Source organism: Jiangella aurantiaca, assembly GCF_004349105.1.
In the GTDB taxonomy this organism is placed as follows: Bacteria; Actinomycetota; Actinomycetes; order Jiangellales; family Jiangellaceae; genus Jiangella; species Jiangella aurantiaca.
Map to the genome: position 1 here is coordinate 19178 of NZ_SMLB01000064.1, position 14883 is coordinate 34060.

14 protein-coding genes are annotated in these 14883 nt (G+C 69.8%); 11 read left to right on the forward strand and 3 right to left on the reverse strand.

Annotated elements, in window-relative coordinates; translation table 11 throughout:
* Positions 1-10: 10 nt before the first annotated feature.
* A complete protein-coding gene (locus E1262_RS27565; RefSeq protein WP_132107557.1) occupies positions 11-1627 on the reverse strand; it encodes a peptide ABC transporter substrate-binding protein in 1617 nt (538 codons plus the stop codon).
* A 241-nt stretch (positions 1628-1868) separates the two neighbouring features.
* Between E1262_RS27565 and E1262_RS27570 the strand changes: the two genes are divergently transcribed.
* The 3 genes from E1262_RS27570 (at position 1869) to E1262_RS31115 (ending at position 5122) form a co-directional block, all read left to right on the forward strand.
* Positions 1869-2363, forward strand: a complete 495-nt coding sequence (locus E1262_RS27570; protein WP_132107558.1) for a GbsR/MarR family transcriptional regulator — start codon at positions 1869-1871, stop codon at positions 2361-2363.
* A gap of 484 nt (positions 2364-2847) precedes the next feature.
* Positions 2848-4188: a PhoH family protein gene (locus tag E1262_RS27575; protein ID WP_132107559.1), complete on the forward strand. Its 1341-nt coding sequence runs from the start codon at positions 2848-2850 to the stop codon at positions 4186-4188.
* Between the two features lie 259 nt (positions 4189-4447).
* Entirely contained in the window at positions 4448-5122 is a 675-nt protein-coding gene (locus E1262_RS31115) for an aggregation-promoting factor C-terminal-like domain-containing protein (RefSeq protein ID WP_203454558.1), read from the forward strand.
* Positions 5123-5195: 73 nt separating this feature from the next.
* Here E1262_RS31115 and E1262_RS27585 read toward each other — a convergent pair whose 3' ends face one another.
* Entirely contained in the window at positions 5196-6596 is a 1401-nt protein-coding gene (locus E1262_RS27585) for a class II fumarate hydratase (RefSeq protein ID WP_132107560.1), read from the reverse strand.
* A gap of 258 nt (positions 6597-6854) precedes the next feature.
* Between E1262_RS27585 and E1262_RS27590 the strand changes: the two genes are divergently transcribed.
* Positions 6855-7649: a ferritin-like domain-containing protein gene (locus E1262_RS27590; RefSeq protein WP_132107561.1), complete on the forward strand. Its 795-nt coding sequence runs from the start codon at positions 6855-6857 to the stop codon at positions 7647-7649.
* On the opposite strand, the gene E1262_RS27595 is transcribed toward E1262_RS27590, so the two are convergent.
* On the reverse strand, positions 7630-8334 hold the full coding sequence (locus E1262_RS27595) for a spermidine synthase (protein ID WP_162606115.1): 705 nt from the start codon (positions 8332-8334) through the stop codon (positions 7630-7632). The genes E1262_RS27590 and E1262_RS27595 overlap by 20 nt on opposite strands.
* A gap of 114 nt (positions 8335-8448) precedes the next feature.
* Here E1262_RS27595 and E1262_RS27600 point away from each other — a divergent pair, with 114 nt between their 5' ends.
* From E1262_RS27600 to E1262_RS27630, 7 genes are all read left to right on the forward strand, one after another.
* Positions 8449-9735: an extracellular solute-binding protein gene (locus E1262_RS27600; protein WP_132107563.1), complete on the forward strand. Its 1287-nt coding sequence runs from the start codon at positions 8449-8451 to the stop codon at positions 9733-9735.
* A complete protein-coding gene (locus E1262_RS27605; RefSeq protein WP_132107564.1) occupies positions 9732-10706 on the forward strand; it encodes a carbohydrate ABC transporter permease in 975 nt (324 codons plus the stop codon). The genes E1262_RS27600 and E1262_RS27605 overlap by 4 nt, the downstream gene beginning before the upstream one ends.
* Complete coding sequence (locus tag E1262_RS27610; protein ID WP_132107565.1) at positions 10706-11554, forward strand: carbohydrate ABC transporter permease; 849 nt, start codon at positions 10706-10708, stop codon at positions 11552-11554. Before E1262_RS27605 ends, E1262_RS27610 begins: the two co-directional genes overlap by 1 nt.
* A 26-nt stretch (positions 11555-11580) precedes the next feature.
* A complete protein-coding gene (locus E1262_RS27615) occupies positions 11581-12840 on the forward strand; it encodes an ABC transporter ATP-binding protein (RefSeq protein ID WP_132107566.1) in 1260 nt (419 codons plus the stop codon).
* A 128-nt stretch (positions 12841-12968) separates the two neighbouring features.
* Positions 12969-13607: a DUF1707 SHOCT-like domain-containing protein gene (locus tag E1262_RS27620; RefSeq protein WP_203454560.1), complete on the forward strand. Its 639-nt coding sequence runs from the start codon at positions 12969-12971 to the stop codon at positions 13605-13607.
* Positions 13604-14338, forward strand: a complete 735-nt coding sequence (locus E1262_RS30635; protein WP_162606116.1) for a DUF1707 SHOCT-like domain-containing protein — start codon at positions 13604-13606, stop codon at positions 14336-14338. The genes E1262_RS27620 and E1262_RS30635 overlap by 4 nt, the downstream gene beginning before the upstream one ends.
* Positions 14339-14379: 41 nt before the next feature.
* Positions 14380-14670, forward strand: coding sequence for a hypothetical protein (locus E1262_RS27630; protein WP_132107567.1), 291 nt, complete (start codon positions 14380-14382; stop codon positions 14668-14670).
* The last annotated feature ends 213 nt before the right edge of the window (positions 14671-14883 follow it).

The window sequence follows — 14883 nt, forward strand, 5'->3', positions numbered from 1 at the left end:
GCTGCCGTGCTCAGTTGACGACGACCTCGTTGAGCTCGATCTGGTCGAAGCCGATGATCACGTTGGAGACGTTGCCGCTGTGCGCGTAGACGTACTTGGCGTAGAACAGCGGGACGATCGGGAAGTCCTCGATGATCCGCTCCTCGGCCGCCTTGTACAGCTCGGTGGCCTCGTCCAGCGACGGCGCCGCGTCCGCCTGCGCGATCAGCGCGTCGACCTCGGGGTTGGCGTAGCTGCCACCTCCCGCGCGGCCGTCGCCGTTGGTGCTGAACACCGCCCACAGCAAGCTCTGCATGCTCGGGTAGAGCGAGCCCCAGCCGCCCCGGAACGGGCCGGTGGCCTGCTGCGTGTCCAGGGCCTCGATGAACTGGACGAAGCCCGGCTGGCTCTTCGTCGTGACCTCCTCGATGCCGAGGTTCTGCCGGATCTGGTTGGCCAGCGCCTCGAACGTCTGGTCGTAGCCGACGCCGCCCGGGAACCAGATCTCCATCGGACCATCCCAGCCGCCGGCCTCGGCCAGCAGCTCCTTGGCCCGGTCGGGGTCGAATTCGCAGAACTCGCCGCACAGGCCCTCGGTGCCGCCGCCGGGCGCCGACGGGCCGTGGTACGACGTGGCCGGCGTGTACAGGCCGCCGAAGATCGCCTCGTTGACGGCGTCGCGGTCGATCGCCATCGACACGGCCTGGCGCAGCCGCGGGTCCTGGAACCGCGGGTCCCACAGCGGGAAGCCGAGCCAGTCCAGCCGGATCGCGTTGAACGCGACGTAGCTGTCCGGGAAGTCGGTGGTGAGCTGCTTGTACTTCTCCTGCGGCACCGACACGATGTCGACCGCGCCGCCGATGGCGTCGGTGTAGGCCGTCGTGGTGTCGCTGTAGATGCGGAACGTGATGCCGTCGGCGTTCGGCTGCGGGCCCTGGTAGTCCTCGTACCGCGTCACCGACAGCTGGACGTCGTGCTCCCACGAGCCGTCCATCATGTACGGGCCGTTGCCGATCGGCGCCTCGTTGAACGCGTCGAAGTCCTCGAACGCGACGGCCGGCAGCGGGTAGAAGCCCGGCTGGCCGAGCTTGTACGGGAACTGGCTGTCGGCCGCCTTCAGCGTCACCCGCAGCGTGTTCTCGTCGACCACCTCGACACCGGACAGCGTGTCCGTGGCGGGCGTGCCCTCGGCCGGGTTCAGCTCGTCCCAGCCGACGACGTTCGACAGTTGCGCGTTGTTGGCCCACGCGTTGGGCCCGTACGCCGTCGCGTTCCACGCGTCGGCGTAACTCTGGGCTGTCACCGTCGTGCCGTCGTGGAACGTCCAACCCGGCTTGATCTTGATGGTCCAGACGGCGTTGTCGTCGCTCTCGACCGACTCCGCGTGCAGCATCTGCGGCTCGCTCTGGTCGCCGAACTTGACCAGGCCGGAGAAGAGCGCGTGCATCTCGTCGAACGCGCCCTGGGCCCGGCCCGGGATGAGGGAATCGGGCTCGTCGATGCCGACGGAGAACGTGCCGCCGGCGCTCTCGCCGCCGCCGTCGCCGCCGGCGCTGGAGCTGTCGTCGCCGGAGCCGCCGCCACATGCGGTGACGGTGAAGAGAGCAGCACCGACAGCGAGTGCTGCGAGCCGTTGCCACGTGCGCATGGTCACCTCTCGGGGTGTGCCGCGGGCAGTCTCGATGCCCGTCCGCTTGAAGTGTGGGTGAATCTAGTGACACGCTGAACTTTCAAGCAAGAGATATGCTGACCGAACTTTCAGAAGTTACTGAGACTTTACAGATGGCGCCGACGGGCGGCACATGCCCCGAACGCCATTGGCCTGCACTGGCGCCGCGTACTGGCGTCCGCCGGTGGTATGGCCCACGATGTGGGCCGAAGGAGGTTTCATGGCGGACGACCGGGCCAAGCTCGAGTTCTTCGTCGAGGAGCTGGGGCTGCTCTTCGAAGAGATGGGGGAACGGCGCATGAACGGCCGCGTCCTCGGCTACCTCATGCTCAGCTCCGAACCCCACGTGTCCACGGCCGAGCTGATGCGGGAGCTCAACGCGAGCGCCGGCTCCATCTCGGCCGCCACACGCGCGCTCTCGGCGCCCGGCTTCATCCGCCGCGTCTCCGTCCCCGGCTCGCGCGGCCACTTCTACCGCGCCGACGACGACGTCTGGGGCGCCTTCCTGGCCACCGAGCACCGCTACCTCTACAAGCGCCAGCGGCTCGCCGACGAGGTCATGGCCGCCCTCGGCGACGCGGACGACATCGTCCAACGCCGCATGGCCAACATGCGCGACTACTTCAACTGGCTCGAGGCCCGCCACCGCACCCTGGGCAACGAGTGGGAGGAGTACAAGCGCCAGCGCGACGCGGAGCGCGAGAGCGCCGAGTGACCTGGGCAGCTGTCAGGGGGACGGGAAAGAGCGGGCACAGCCCGCTGTGTGCCGTTCGCCGGATGCCGGCCCGCCCCGCCCGTGATCATCAAGGTTTCGCGGCGTGATCCCGCCCCAAACCCTGATGATCATGGAGAAGGGTCCCTTCCAAGGCGCTGGAAGGGGACGTTTCTCCATGATCAACGCGACGGTGTGGGCCGCACCATTCGCCCGTCACCGGGCCGATCCGTCCGGCGCGACGGCGCTCCGGCGAAACACATCGTTCACGGGCCGTTCAGGCGTGTCCTATCGCCGGGGTCATGCCTGGCGGTAATCTTGCAGTGGCGGACGGTGGGTAGCCGGCCGCTCGGGAGGCCCGTCCTACGTGCTGACACCATGGCGCGAACGGAGGGCCGGCACCCGGCCCAGTGGGCTCGGTCCCGGCACTCCGCGCGACACAGACGCCTGATCCGTCAGGGTGCATTCAGGCGTGAGGGAGACGGACGTGGCCGCTTCCAAGACTCAGACCCGTCGTCGCACCACCCGGCAGGAGCCGGCTCGCCGCACTTACGTCCTCGATACGAGCGTGCTGCTGGCCGACCCGTACGCGATCCTCCGCTTCGCGGAGCACGAGGTCGTCCTGCCGATCGTGGTCATCACCGAACTCGAGGCCAAGCGCCATCATCCGGAGCTCGGCTACTTCGCGCGAGCGGCATTGCGGCTGCTCGACGAGCTGCGAGTGGAGCATGGCCGCCTGGACGACCCCATAGTGGTCGGCGACGACGACGGCACGGTCCGGGTGGAGCTGAACCACACCGATCCCGAGGTGCTGCCGGCCGGGTTCCGGCTCGGCGACAACGACTCCCGCATCCTCGCGGTGGCCCGCAACCTGGCCGCCGAGGGGCACGACGTCACGCTGGTGTCGAAGGACCTGCCGATGCGGGTCAAGGCGTCGTCGGTCGGCCTGCATGCCGAGGAGTACCGCGCCGAGACCGTCGTCGAGTCCGGCTGGACCGGCATGGCCGAGCTGGAGGTGCCCGGCGGCCTGCTCGACGAGCTGTACGAGAACGGGTCCGCCGACCTCGAGGAGGCGCGCGAGCTGCCCTGCCACACCGGCCTCGTGCTGCACAGCGAGCGCGGCAGCGGGCTGGGCCGCATGACGGCGGACAAGCGTATCCGGCTGGTGCGCGGCGACCGCGAGGCGTTCGGGCTGCACGGCCGATCCGCCGAGCAGCGCATCGCGCTGGACCTCCTGCTCGACGAGGAGGTCGGCATCGTCTCGCTGGGCGGGCGGGCCGGCACCGGCAAGTCGGCGCTCGCGCTGTGCGCCGGGCTCGAGGCGGTCATGGAGCGGCGGCTGCACAAGAAGGTGGTCGTGTTCCGGCCGCTGTACGCGGTCGGCGGCCAGGATCTCGGCTACCTGCCGGGCAGCGAGTCGGAGAAGATGAACCCCTGGGCGCAAGCGGTCTTCGACACCCTCGGCGCGCTGACCACGCAGGACGTCATCGACGAGGTGGTCGAGCGGGGCATGCTCGAGGTGCTGCCGCTCACGCACATCCGCGGCCGGTCGCTGCACGACTCCTTCGTCATCGTCGACGAGGCACAGTCGCTGGAGCGCAACGTACTGCTGACCGTCCTGTCGCGCATCGGCACCAACTCGCGGGTCGTCCTGACGCACGACGTCGGGCAGCGCGACAACCTCCGCGTCGGCCGCCACGACGGCGTCGTCGCGGTGGCGGAGAAGCTCAAGGGGCACCCGCTGTTCGCGCACGTCACGCTGACTCGGTCGGAGCGGTCCCCGATCGCCGCACTGGTCACCGAGATGCTCGAGCGGATGCCTGGGTGAGCGAAGTCTCATTTCGTTGATTCGTCAGCTATATCTGGAACTCCCGTGTCGCCGTGCCTCCAAGGGCGGTGACGCGGGAGTTTCCGCTGGTCAGGGCGCCTGAACAGTACGGGGCGCGACGGCATCCGCGTCGGGCCGGGCGGGCGGTGCGGCCATAGCCGCCGAGCGTCACGATCGGCCGTGTGACACACCGGCGAGTTGGCAACGATCACAGTTCCATTGCAGTGTGGTGGGGCCCTACAGGAAGGTCTCACCACTCGTGCATCGAAGACGCAGGCGTCTGCGCCGGGTCGCCATCGGCCTCGGCATCCTCGCATCGATCACCGTTCTCGCCACCCTCTTCACCGGGTGGATCGTCGACTCAGCCGGTTCCGGAACCGCCACGGTGAGCACGCAACAGCAGCAGCTGACGCTCCCGGAGGTCGCCGCCAAGGCCGAAGAGCCGGACCGGCCGTCGCTGGAAGAAGACCTCGCCGCCGCGGCCGAGGCGCAGGTACAGGCCGAGGCCGAGGCCGCCCGGGCCAAGGCGGAGGCCGAAGCCAAGGCGCAGGCCGAGGCCGAAGCGGTCGCCGCCGCGGAAGCCGCCCGTCAGGCAGCGGCCGAGGAGGCCGCCCGGTCGCTGGAGCGGGCCGTCGAGGACCCCCAGTCCGCCGCCCGCGCCCTGATGGCCGACTACGGCTGGGGCGACGAGCAGTTCCAGTGCCTGGACAACCTGTGGACCCGCGAGTCCAACTGGAGCCACACGGCCGAGAACCCGTCGTCGGGCGCGTACGGCATCCCGCAGTCGCTGCCGGCGAACAAGATGTCCCGGTTCGGCGACGACTACCGCACCAACCCGGTCACCCAGATCGAGTGGGGCCTCTGGTACATCGAGGGCCGGTACGGCGATCCGTGCAGCGCGTGGGCGCACTCGGAGTCCGTCGGCTGGTACTGACGCCCGGCACCGACGACGAACCCCCGGCACCGCACCTGGTGCCGGGGGTTCGCGCTGTCGTCCGGGGCGACGGTCAGGCCGTCGGCGGGCGGGTCATGCTCAGGACGTCGAGCGCCTGGTCGAGCTGCTCCTGGGTGAGTTTGCCGTCGGTGAGGTAGCCGCGCTCGACGACGACCTCGCGGATGGTCTTCCGCTCGGCCAGCGCCTGCTTGGCCACCTTGGCGGCCTCCTCGTAGCCGATGTAGCGGTTCAACGGGGTGACGATGGACGGCGACGACTCCGCGTACTCGCGGCAGCGCTCCTCGTCCGCCACGATGCCGGCGACGCAGCGGTCGGCGAACAGCCGCGAGATGTTCGCCAGCAGCCGGATCGACTCGAGCACGTTGCGGGCGATGACCGGGAGCATGACGTTGAGCTCGAAGTTGCCGGCCGCGCCCGCGAACGTCACCGTCGCGTCGTTGCCGACGACCTGCGCCGACACCATGCAGAGCGCCTCGGGGATGACCGGGTTCACCTTGCCCGGCATGATCGACGAGCCGGGCTGCAGGTCGGGCAGTGCGATCTCGGCCAGGCCGGCGCGCGGGCCGGAGCCCATCCAGCGGATGTCGTTGGAGACCTTGTAGAGCGACACCGCGATGGTGCGCAGCTGGCCGGACAGCTCCACCAGGCCGTCGCGGGCACCCTGCGCCTCGAAGTGGTTGCGCGCCTCGGTGAACGGCAGCCCGGAGTCGGCGGCGATGCGCCCGATGACTGAGGCGGCGAACCCGGGCGGCGTGTTGATGCCGGTGCCCACGGCGGTGCCGCCGAGCGGGACCTCGGCGACGCGCGGCAGCACGGTCTCGAGCCGCTCGACGCCGTAGGCGACCTGCGCCGCGTAGCCGCCGAACTCCTGTCCGAGCGTGACCGGGGTGGCGTCCATGAGGTGGGTGCGGCCGCTCTTGACGACGGCGGCGAACTCGGCCGCCTTGCGCGACAGCTCGCCCTCGAGGTGCCGCAGCGCCGGGACCAGGTCATGAACAACAGAGCCGACGGCGGCAATATGAATGGCCGTCGGGAACACGTCGTTGCTCGACTGCGACGCGTTGACGTGGTCGTTCGGGTGCACCGGCAGGCCCAGCCGCTCGGTGGCCAGCGTGGCGATGACCTCGTTGGTGTTCATGTTGCTGGACGTGCCGGACCCGGTCTGGAACACGTCGATGGGGAAGTGGGCGTCGTACTCGCCGCTCGCGACGTCGGCCGCGGCCTCCTGGATCGCCTTCGCGAGGTCGCCGTCGAGAACCCCCAGCTCGGCGTTCACCTGGGCGGCCGCCCCCTTGATCGAGGCCAGTGCACGGATGAGCGCGCCCTCGATCGGCGTCCCGGAGATCGGGAAGTTCTCGACGGCGCGCTGGGTCTGCGCGCGGTACTTCGCCGCCGCGGGAACCCGTACCTCGCCCATGGTGTCGTGTTCGATGCGGTACTCCTGGTCGCTCATGTGCCCATCATGGTCGACCGGCCGGTCCCGTGGTGTCGCGGGGTGCTCGTGCGGGCGGGGTCGCCGGGCCGCCGGGTACGCCCGCGGGCGGCCGGATCTCAGGGTCCGTCTCCGGGATCATCCGGGTGATCGAGCGCACATTGCCGGGCACCATGTGAGCAGGGCATAATCACAATATAAAGAATGAGCCTTCGTTTTATGAGGACTTAAGGGAGGGACGGGGCGGGACACCCATTCCGGCACGTCGCCCCGGCACACATGGCCTTCGACATCCGTGACTACACTCGAACGTCCCAGGCCGTGCAGTGGCAGGACCTGCCGCTGGACGAGTTCCGGACCGACCCGCTGCCGCCCGACACGTTGCGCAGCCTCCGCTACATGTGCGACGTCGAGTACCACACCGTCTGCTACCTGCGCGACATGCTCGTGACGCCGTCGCACAAGGACCCGCAGGTCACCGCGTTCATGACGATGTGGAACATGGAGGAGTTCTGGCACGGCGAGGCGCTCGCCGAAGTGCTGAACATGCACGGCCAGAGCATCGACTACGACCACCTCAAGTCGACCCGGCTCAAGCTGGGCTGGCGCGACAAGCTCGACCCGCTCAAGCAGTCCCTGCTGGCCAACGTCGTCGGCCAGGACTGGGTCGCCGTGCACATGATCTGGGGTGCGGCCAACGAGTGGTCGGCCATCACCGCATACAACCGGCTCGCCGAGCTCGAGCGGCACCCCGTCCTCGTCGAGCTGCTCAAGCGCATCGCGAAGCAAGAGGCGCGGCACGTCGCGTTCTACGCCACGCAGGCCCGCGACCGGCTGGCCCGCAGCAAGAAGGCGCAGAAGATCGCCCGGTTCGCGCTGCGCAAGTTCTGGGGCCCGGTCGGCTCCGGCGTCATGGACGAGTCCGAGGTGCGGCACGTGCTGCGCCACCTCATGAGCGGCCCGGACGGACGGCGCGCGGCCCGCTCCATCGACGACCACATCGGCAAGATGCCGGGCCTGGCCGGCCTGCGCATCGTCGAGAACGCGCTGGACGTCAGGGGCATCCCGGCCTAGCCCGGCGGGCTGGGCGGCGGGCGACGTAGACGTGGTATTCGACGTCGCGGCTCTCCCGCTGGACCGTCCGCATCACCTGCTCGACGTCTCCGACGGCGTCCGCCAGTACGCCGGCCAGGACCGGCGCCGGGGTCGCCGACCAGACCGCCAGCATCCCGCCCGGGCGCAGCGCCCGGGCGGCGACGGTGAGCAGCGGCCGCTGGTACACCTCGGCGTTGTCCTGGTGCACGAGGAAGTGCGGCCCGTTGTCGACGTCGAGCAGGATGCCGTCGTACGTCGACGGCGGCACCGCCGGCAGCATCGCGCGCACGTCGTCGACTACCATCCGCACCCGTGAGTCTCCGACGACGGCGTCCTGCCCGGGCACGACGCCGCGGCGCAGCACGTCGACCAGCGTCGGCTCGATCTCGACGACGTCGACCCGCCGCACCCGCTCGTCGGCCAGCAGCGACTCGACGGTGAACCCGAAGCCGAGCCCGGCCACCAGCACCGTCGCCGGGTCCGGGTGGCGATCCAGCAGCAGGCCGGCCAGCAGCCGCTCCGTCGACGTCTCGGCGGTGTCCATGAGGAACGTGCCGTTGACGATCAGCTCGTAGACCGGCCCGCCGGGCGTCGACCGGCGGCGGACTACCACCTCGCCGTCGACGCCGTCGTGGCGGACCAGGGTCTGCGGGCTGTCGAACACGAGAACACCGTATGTCCTCGACCAGCGGCACCCGATGTCGTAGGTTCGACTCACACCCTGACGCTCCGATGACGAAGCGGTCACCTGGAGCGCAGCCTGCTCCATGGAGGCGATGTGCGCAGAAGGACCGTCAGCGTCGCGGCCGCCACTGTTCTGCTCACGGCGCTGGCCGCCTGTGGCAGCGACGAAACCACACCGACACTCACGTGGTACATCAACCCCGACAACGGCGGTCAGGTCGAGCTGGCCCGCCGATGTACCGAAGCCGCCGACGGCGCCTACCGCATCGAGACGTCGCTGCTGCCCCGCGAGGCCTCCGCGCAACGCGAGCAGCTGGCTCGGCGGCTCGCCGCGAACGACTCGTCCATCGACATCATCAGCCTCGACCCGCCGTTCATCCCGGAGCTGGCCGAGGCCGGGTTCCTCGCGGAGATCCCCGACGACGTCGCCGAGGCCGTCACCGAGAACGTCGTGCAGGGCGCCATCGACGGCGCCACCTGGCGCGACCAGCTGGTCGCCGTCCCGTTCTGGGCCAACACCCAGCTGCTGTGGTACCGCAAGTCGGTGGCACAGGCGGCCGGCCTGGACCCGGAGAACGAGCCGGTCACCTGGGAGCAGCTGATCGCGGCCGCCCAGTCGCAGGACAAGTACCTGGGCGTGCAGGGCATCCGGGCCGAGGCGCTGACGGTATGGATCAACGCGCTGGTCGCCTCGGCCGGCGGTGAGATCCTCGACAACCCGGAGGCGCCGGCCGACCAGGTCCAGCTCGGGCTCGAGTCCGACGCCGGGCAGGCCGCGGCGCAGATCATCGAGGACATCGCCCGCAACGGGCTCGGCGGCCCGGGCCTGGCGAACCAGGACGAGAACGGCGCGATGCTGCAGTTCCAGGGCGACCGCGGGTCGTTCATGGTCAACTGGCCGTTCGTCTGGGCGGCCACGCTCGCCGGCGTCGAGGCCGGCAACCTCGACCAGTCGCTGGTCGACGACATCGGCTGGGCGCTCTATCCGGCCGTCGCCGAGGGCGAGGAGTCGCGTCCGCCGTACGGCGGCATCAGCCTCGGCATCGGCGCGTTCAGCGAGCACACCGACCTCGCCATCGAGGCCGCGCAGTGCATCGTGACGCCCGAGAACCAGGCGTACTACATGGTCACCAACGGCAACCCGGCGTCGAACACGGAGGCGTACGACGACCCGGAGGTCCAGGAGACCTTCCCGATGGCCGACCTCATCCGCGAGTCGCTGGAGGCGGCGGCGCCACGGCCACAGACCCCCTACTACAACGAGGTCTCGACCGGCCTGCAGAACACCTGGCATCCGCCGAGCTCCGTGACGCCCGACTCCTCGCCGGAGGATGCCACGACCTTGATCACCGAGGTGCTGAAGGGGGAGAGGCTGCTATGAGCACGACACAAGCGGCGGCCGGCGAGGTCAGCGGCGCCGCCGGCGACGGCCGCGACGGCGGCAGGGTCCCGCTCAGCGACCGGGCTCGGGCGGAGCGGCGGCTCGGCTGGTGGCTGGCCGGTCCGGCGTTCGTGGTGATGCTGCTGGTCACGGCGTACCCGATCCTGCAGGCGTTCTACGAGTCGCTGTTCAAGTACAGGCTCACCGATCCCGACGCCCGCGAGTTCACCTGGTTGAACAACTACGTCGTCGTGCTGTCCGACTCGATCTGGTGGCGGGCGGTCGGCGTGACGGTGCTGATCACCGTCATCACCGTCGCGGTCGAGGCGGTGCTGGGCTTCGCGCTGGCGCTGGTCATGCACCGTGCGCTGACGACGCTGCGGCCGATCCTGCGTACCGCGATCCTCATCCCGTACGCGATCATCACCGTCGTCTCGGCGTTCGCCTGGTTCTACGCCTTCAGCATCGACTCCGGCTTCGTCAACTCCTGGTTCAACTGGCTGCCTGGCATCAGCGAGGACACCAACTGGTTCGGCGAGTTCGGCACGTCGGTCTTCGTCATCATCGCGTCGGAGATCTGGAAGACGACGCCGTTCATCTCGCTGCTGCTGCTGGCCGGTCTCGCGCAGGTGCCCGAGGACCTGCAGGAGGCGGCGAAGGTCGACGGCGCCACCTGGTGGCAACGGCTGTACAAGGTGACGATCCCGAACATGAAGGCCGCCATCATGGTGGCGCTGCTGTTCCGGACCCTCGACGCGTTCCGCATCTTCGACAACGTCTTCATCATGACGCAGGGCGCCAACAACACCGAGGTCGTCTCGTTCCTCGCCTACAGACAGACGATCAGCCGGCTCGAGATCGGCCTCGGCTCGGCGGTCTCGGTGCTGCTGTTCCTGTGCGTCGTGCTGATCAGCTTCCTGTTCATCAAGTTGTTCAAGGTCGATCTGGCCAGCGCGAGAGGGGAGCGGTGATGGACGAGGGTCAGCTCTCGCGCGGCACCAAGGCCTGGTGGTGGGTCGCCGGCATCGCCGTCATCGTCTACGCGCTGTTCCCCGTGGCGTGGATCGTGTCGCTGTCGTTCAAGACCCCCAGCGACCTGGCGAACCTGCAGTTCCTGCCGACGAACTGGGTGTGGGACAACTACGACAACATCCTGGTCGGTGACGCCCAGAACCTGTTCCTGTCGGCGCTGCGCAACTCCGTCGGCATCTCGCTGATCGCCACGTTCATCTCGGTGGTGCTGGCGACGTTCGCGGCGTACGCGATCGCCCGGCTGGACTTCCCGGGCAAGCGGCTCATCCTGACGACGGCGCTCGCGGTGGCGATCTTCCCGGTCATCTCGATCGTCACGCCGCTGTTCAACCTGTGGCGCAACATCGGCCTGTACGACACCTGGCCCGGCCTGATCATCCCGTACCTCTCACTGACGCTGCCGATCTCGATCTGGACGCTGTCAGCGTTCTTCCGGCAGATCCCGTGGGAGCTGGAGCAGGCGGCGCAGGTCGACGGCGCCACCACCTGGCAGGCGTTCCGCAAGGTGATCGTGCCGCTCGCGACGCCCGGCGTCTTCACGACGGCGATCATCTCGTTCTTCATCGCATGGAACGACTTCGTCTACGGCATCTCGCTGACCTCGACCGAGGCGGCCCGGCCGGTCCCCGCGGCGCTGGCGTTCTTCACCGGCGCATCGCAGTTCGAGGAGCCCACCGGAGCGATCGCGGCCGCCGCCGTGGTCGTCACCATCCCGGTCGTCATCCTCGTCCTGCTGTTCCAACGCCGGATCGTCTCCGGCCTGACCCAGGGCGCCGTCAAGGGCTGACGCCGTCGTAACTGGAGGAGATCCCCATGGCTGCCATCACGCTGAAGGACATCAACAAGACGTACGGCGACGGCTTCCGCGCGGTTCAAGACGTCAACCTCGAGATCGCCGACGGCGAGTTCGTCATCCTGGTCGGGCCGTCCGGGTGCGGCAAGTCCACGCTGCTGCGGATGATCGTCGGGCTGGAGGACATCACCAGCGGCGAGATGTTCATCGGCGGCCAGCGGGTCAACGAGAAGGCCCCGCGCGACCGCAACCTGTCGATGGTGTTCCAGAACTACGCGCTCTACCCGCACCTCACCGTCTACGAGAACATCGCCTTCCCGTTGCGGCTGTCCAAGACGCCGGACAAGGAGGTCGACGAGCGGGTCCGGCGCGCCGCCGACCTGCTGGAGCTGAACGAGCATCTGGAACGCAAGCCGGCCAACCTCTCCGGCGGTCAGCGCCAGCGCGTGGCGATGGGCCGGGCGATCGTCCGCGAGGCGCAGGCGTTCCTGTTCGACGAGCCGCTGTCCAACCTCGACGCCAAACTGCGCGGCCAGATGCGCACCGAGATCTCCCGGCTGCAGAAGCGGCTGGGCATCACGACGGTGTACGTCACGCACGACCAGGTCGAGGCGATGACGCTCGGCGACCGCGTCGTCGTGCTGCGACGCGGCGTCGTCCAGCAGGTCGCCACGCCGCGCGAGCTGTACGAGAACCCCGTCAACCTGTTCGTGGCCGGGTTCATCGGGTCGCCGCCGATGAACTTCATCTCGGCGACGGTGGTCGGCGGCCGCCTGCACACCCCGTTCGGCGAGTGGACGTTGCCGGAGTCGCGCTCCGCCGACCTCAGCGGCCGCGAGGTCGTGCTCATCGGCGCCCGGCCCGAGGCGTTCGAGGACGCCTCCATCGTCTCCGACACCGTCCGCGACCACGGCGTGGTGTTCGACGCGACCATCGACGTCACCGAGTGGCTCGGCAACGAGCAGTACGCCTACGTGCCGTACGAGGCGCCCGAGGACATCCGCGCCCAATTGGCCGAACTGGAACGCGAGCTCGACAGCGAGGCGCTGCGCACCCAGTTGGTGGTCGCGCTGGACGCCAGCAGCCGGATCCCGGAGGGGACGCCGGCCAGCCTCTGGCTGGACCTGCGCCGGGTGCATGTGTTCGATCCGGAGACGGGCGAGAACCTGACGGTCAAGGCGATGGCGCAGCGGGGCGAGGCGACGCCGGAACCGGCGCGGGGGAACGGCGGGCCGCCGGCGGAGCCGGGCGATTCACCGGCGGAACCGGCGGCGCCCTGAGGGTCTCCCTGGTCACCTGGGACTGACGTCAGACCTCGCGGTCGGCTGCCACCGCTCCTTCCTCGGGGGTAGATCTCCGGGATTTCTCCTCCATCCGGACGGCTGGGTGATTGCTAAGGTCATCAGTTGTGGACGAGACACGCGACCAGCGGGCGATGCGGGCGTCCGATGCCGACCGCGAGCACGTCGCCGACGTCCTGCGCCAGGCGGCCTCCGACGGCCGATTGAGCCTCACCGAGCTGGAAGAACGCATCGAGGCGCTGTACGCCGCCAAGACGTACGCCGACTTCGAGCCCGTGATCAGCGACCTCCCCGGCGACGTTCCGCTGCCGCCGTCCTCCGCCGTCGTGCGCCGGACCGCATCCGCGCCGGCCCCGTCGCAGTCGCCGTCGGCCAGGGTCGGCGGCGTCCCGTCCGCGCGCAGCGCGAAGGTCGTCTTCAGCGGCATCCAGCGCCGCGGCGACTGGGTGGTGCCGCAGTACTACCGCATCAAGGCCGTCTTCGGCGGCGCCGACCTCGACCTGCGCGAGGCGACGCTCGAGGCGGCCGAGGTCGAGATCGACATCAGGGCGGTCTTCGGCGGCGTGAACATCGTCGTGCCGCCCGACCTGCGGGTGTCGGTCGACGGCGACGGCATCTTCGGCGCGTTCAACGACGACACCACCCGCGGCCCGCAGCCGGACCCGGGCGCACCGGTCGTCCGGATCACGGGCAAGGCCGTGTTCGGCGGGGTCAACGTCCAGCGCAAGTCGGCAGGCGAGCGATGAGCGAGGTTCCCGACCAGCCGAAGCCCGCGCCTGGCGTCGAGTTCCCCGACGTCCGCAGCGCCGCCGACCTGCGCTGCTCTGACGTCGACCGCGAACGGGTCGCCGAAGCGCTGCGCCAGGCCGCCGGCGACGGCCGTCTCACCCTCACCGAACTGGAGGAGCGGCTGGAGGCCACGTTCAAGGCCCGCACGTACGGCGAACTGCAGCCGATCACCCGCGACCTCCCGCAGGGCCCGTACCCACTGCCCGGCGGCAACCCGGCGGCGAACTGGCAGCAGGGCCGGCCGGCGGCGGGCGCCGCCCCGGTCGTATCGGCCGCGGGTGCCGCGCAGCCACCGCTGCCGCCGTCCGACGGCCCGGTCCGTCGCGCCGAGCGCATCACCAGCGTGCTCAGCAACGAGAAGCGCCGGGGCCGCTGGGAGGTGCCCGCCCGCATCGACGTCACGTCGATCCTGGGCGAGGTCGTGCTCGACTTCACCGAGGCGGTCGTGCGAACCCCCGAGGTCGAGATCCAGACCGCGATCGTGCTGGGCAGCCTCACGCTGATCGTGCCCGAAGGCATCGACGTCCGGCTCGACGAGGGCACGAACATCCTCGGCGAGCGGAAGATGAAGCTGCGCGAGCCGGTGACCCCCGGCGCGCCGGTCTACCGGGTGCGCGGCTTCGTCCTGCTGGGCGAGGTCACCGTGCGCCCGCCGCGCGACAAGCGCCGTTCAATTCTCGGCCACTGACCAGCGTTCGGGGGTTCACCGTCGTGGGTGATCATTCGCCGGTGAGTCCGCACAGCGCCCTGCGCCGGCTGCTGCCGGTGCTGGTCCTGCTCGCCGTCCTCACGCTCGGCGCCACGGCACCGGCGGCCGCCGCGCCGGCGGTTCCCGTGGCGGCGGTTCCCGTGGCGGTCAGCGTCGCGACGCCCGCCGGCGCCCCAACCGTCTCGCCCGACGACGCCGACGACCACTTCGGCTGGGGTCCGTCCGGCGTCGTCTGGGGCGGTTTCGGCTGGCTCGGCCTCGTGCTGGTGACCGCCATCCTGCTGCGCCGCCGCGCCTCCCGCCGTCGCTGACCTGGCAGAGCGCAGAACGGCGCAACGAGGGGCCTTCCGGCTCCATGGCGCCCTGCGGCGCGGCATCTGAACCGTACGCTGTTGATCAAACTCACCGACCCGATCCGTGGGCCTTCTCTCCGGTGAGCCGCGACGGTGGACGACTATCAGGGCGATGCGGGGGGTGGCGGGCCGCCCGCCCGGCATGACTGGCTGTCAGGGGCGGGGAAGGTG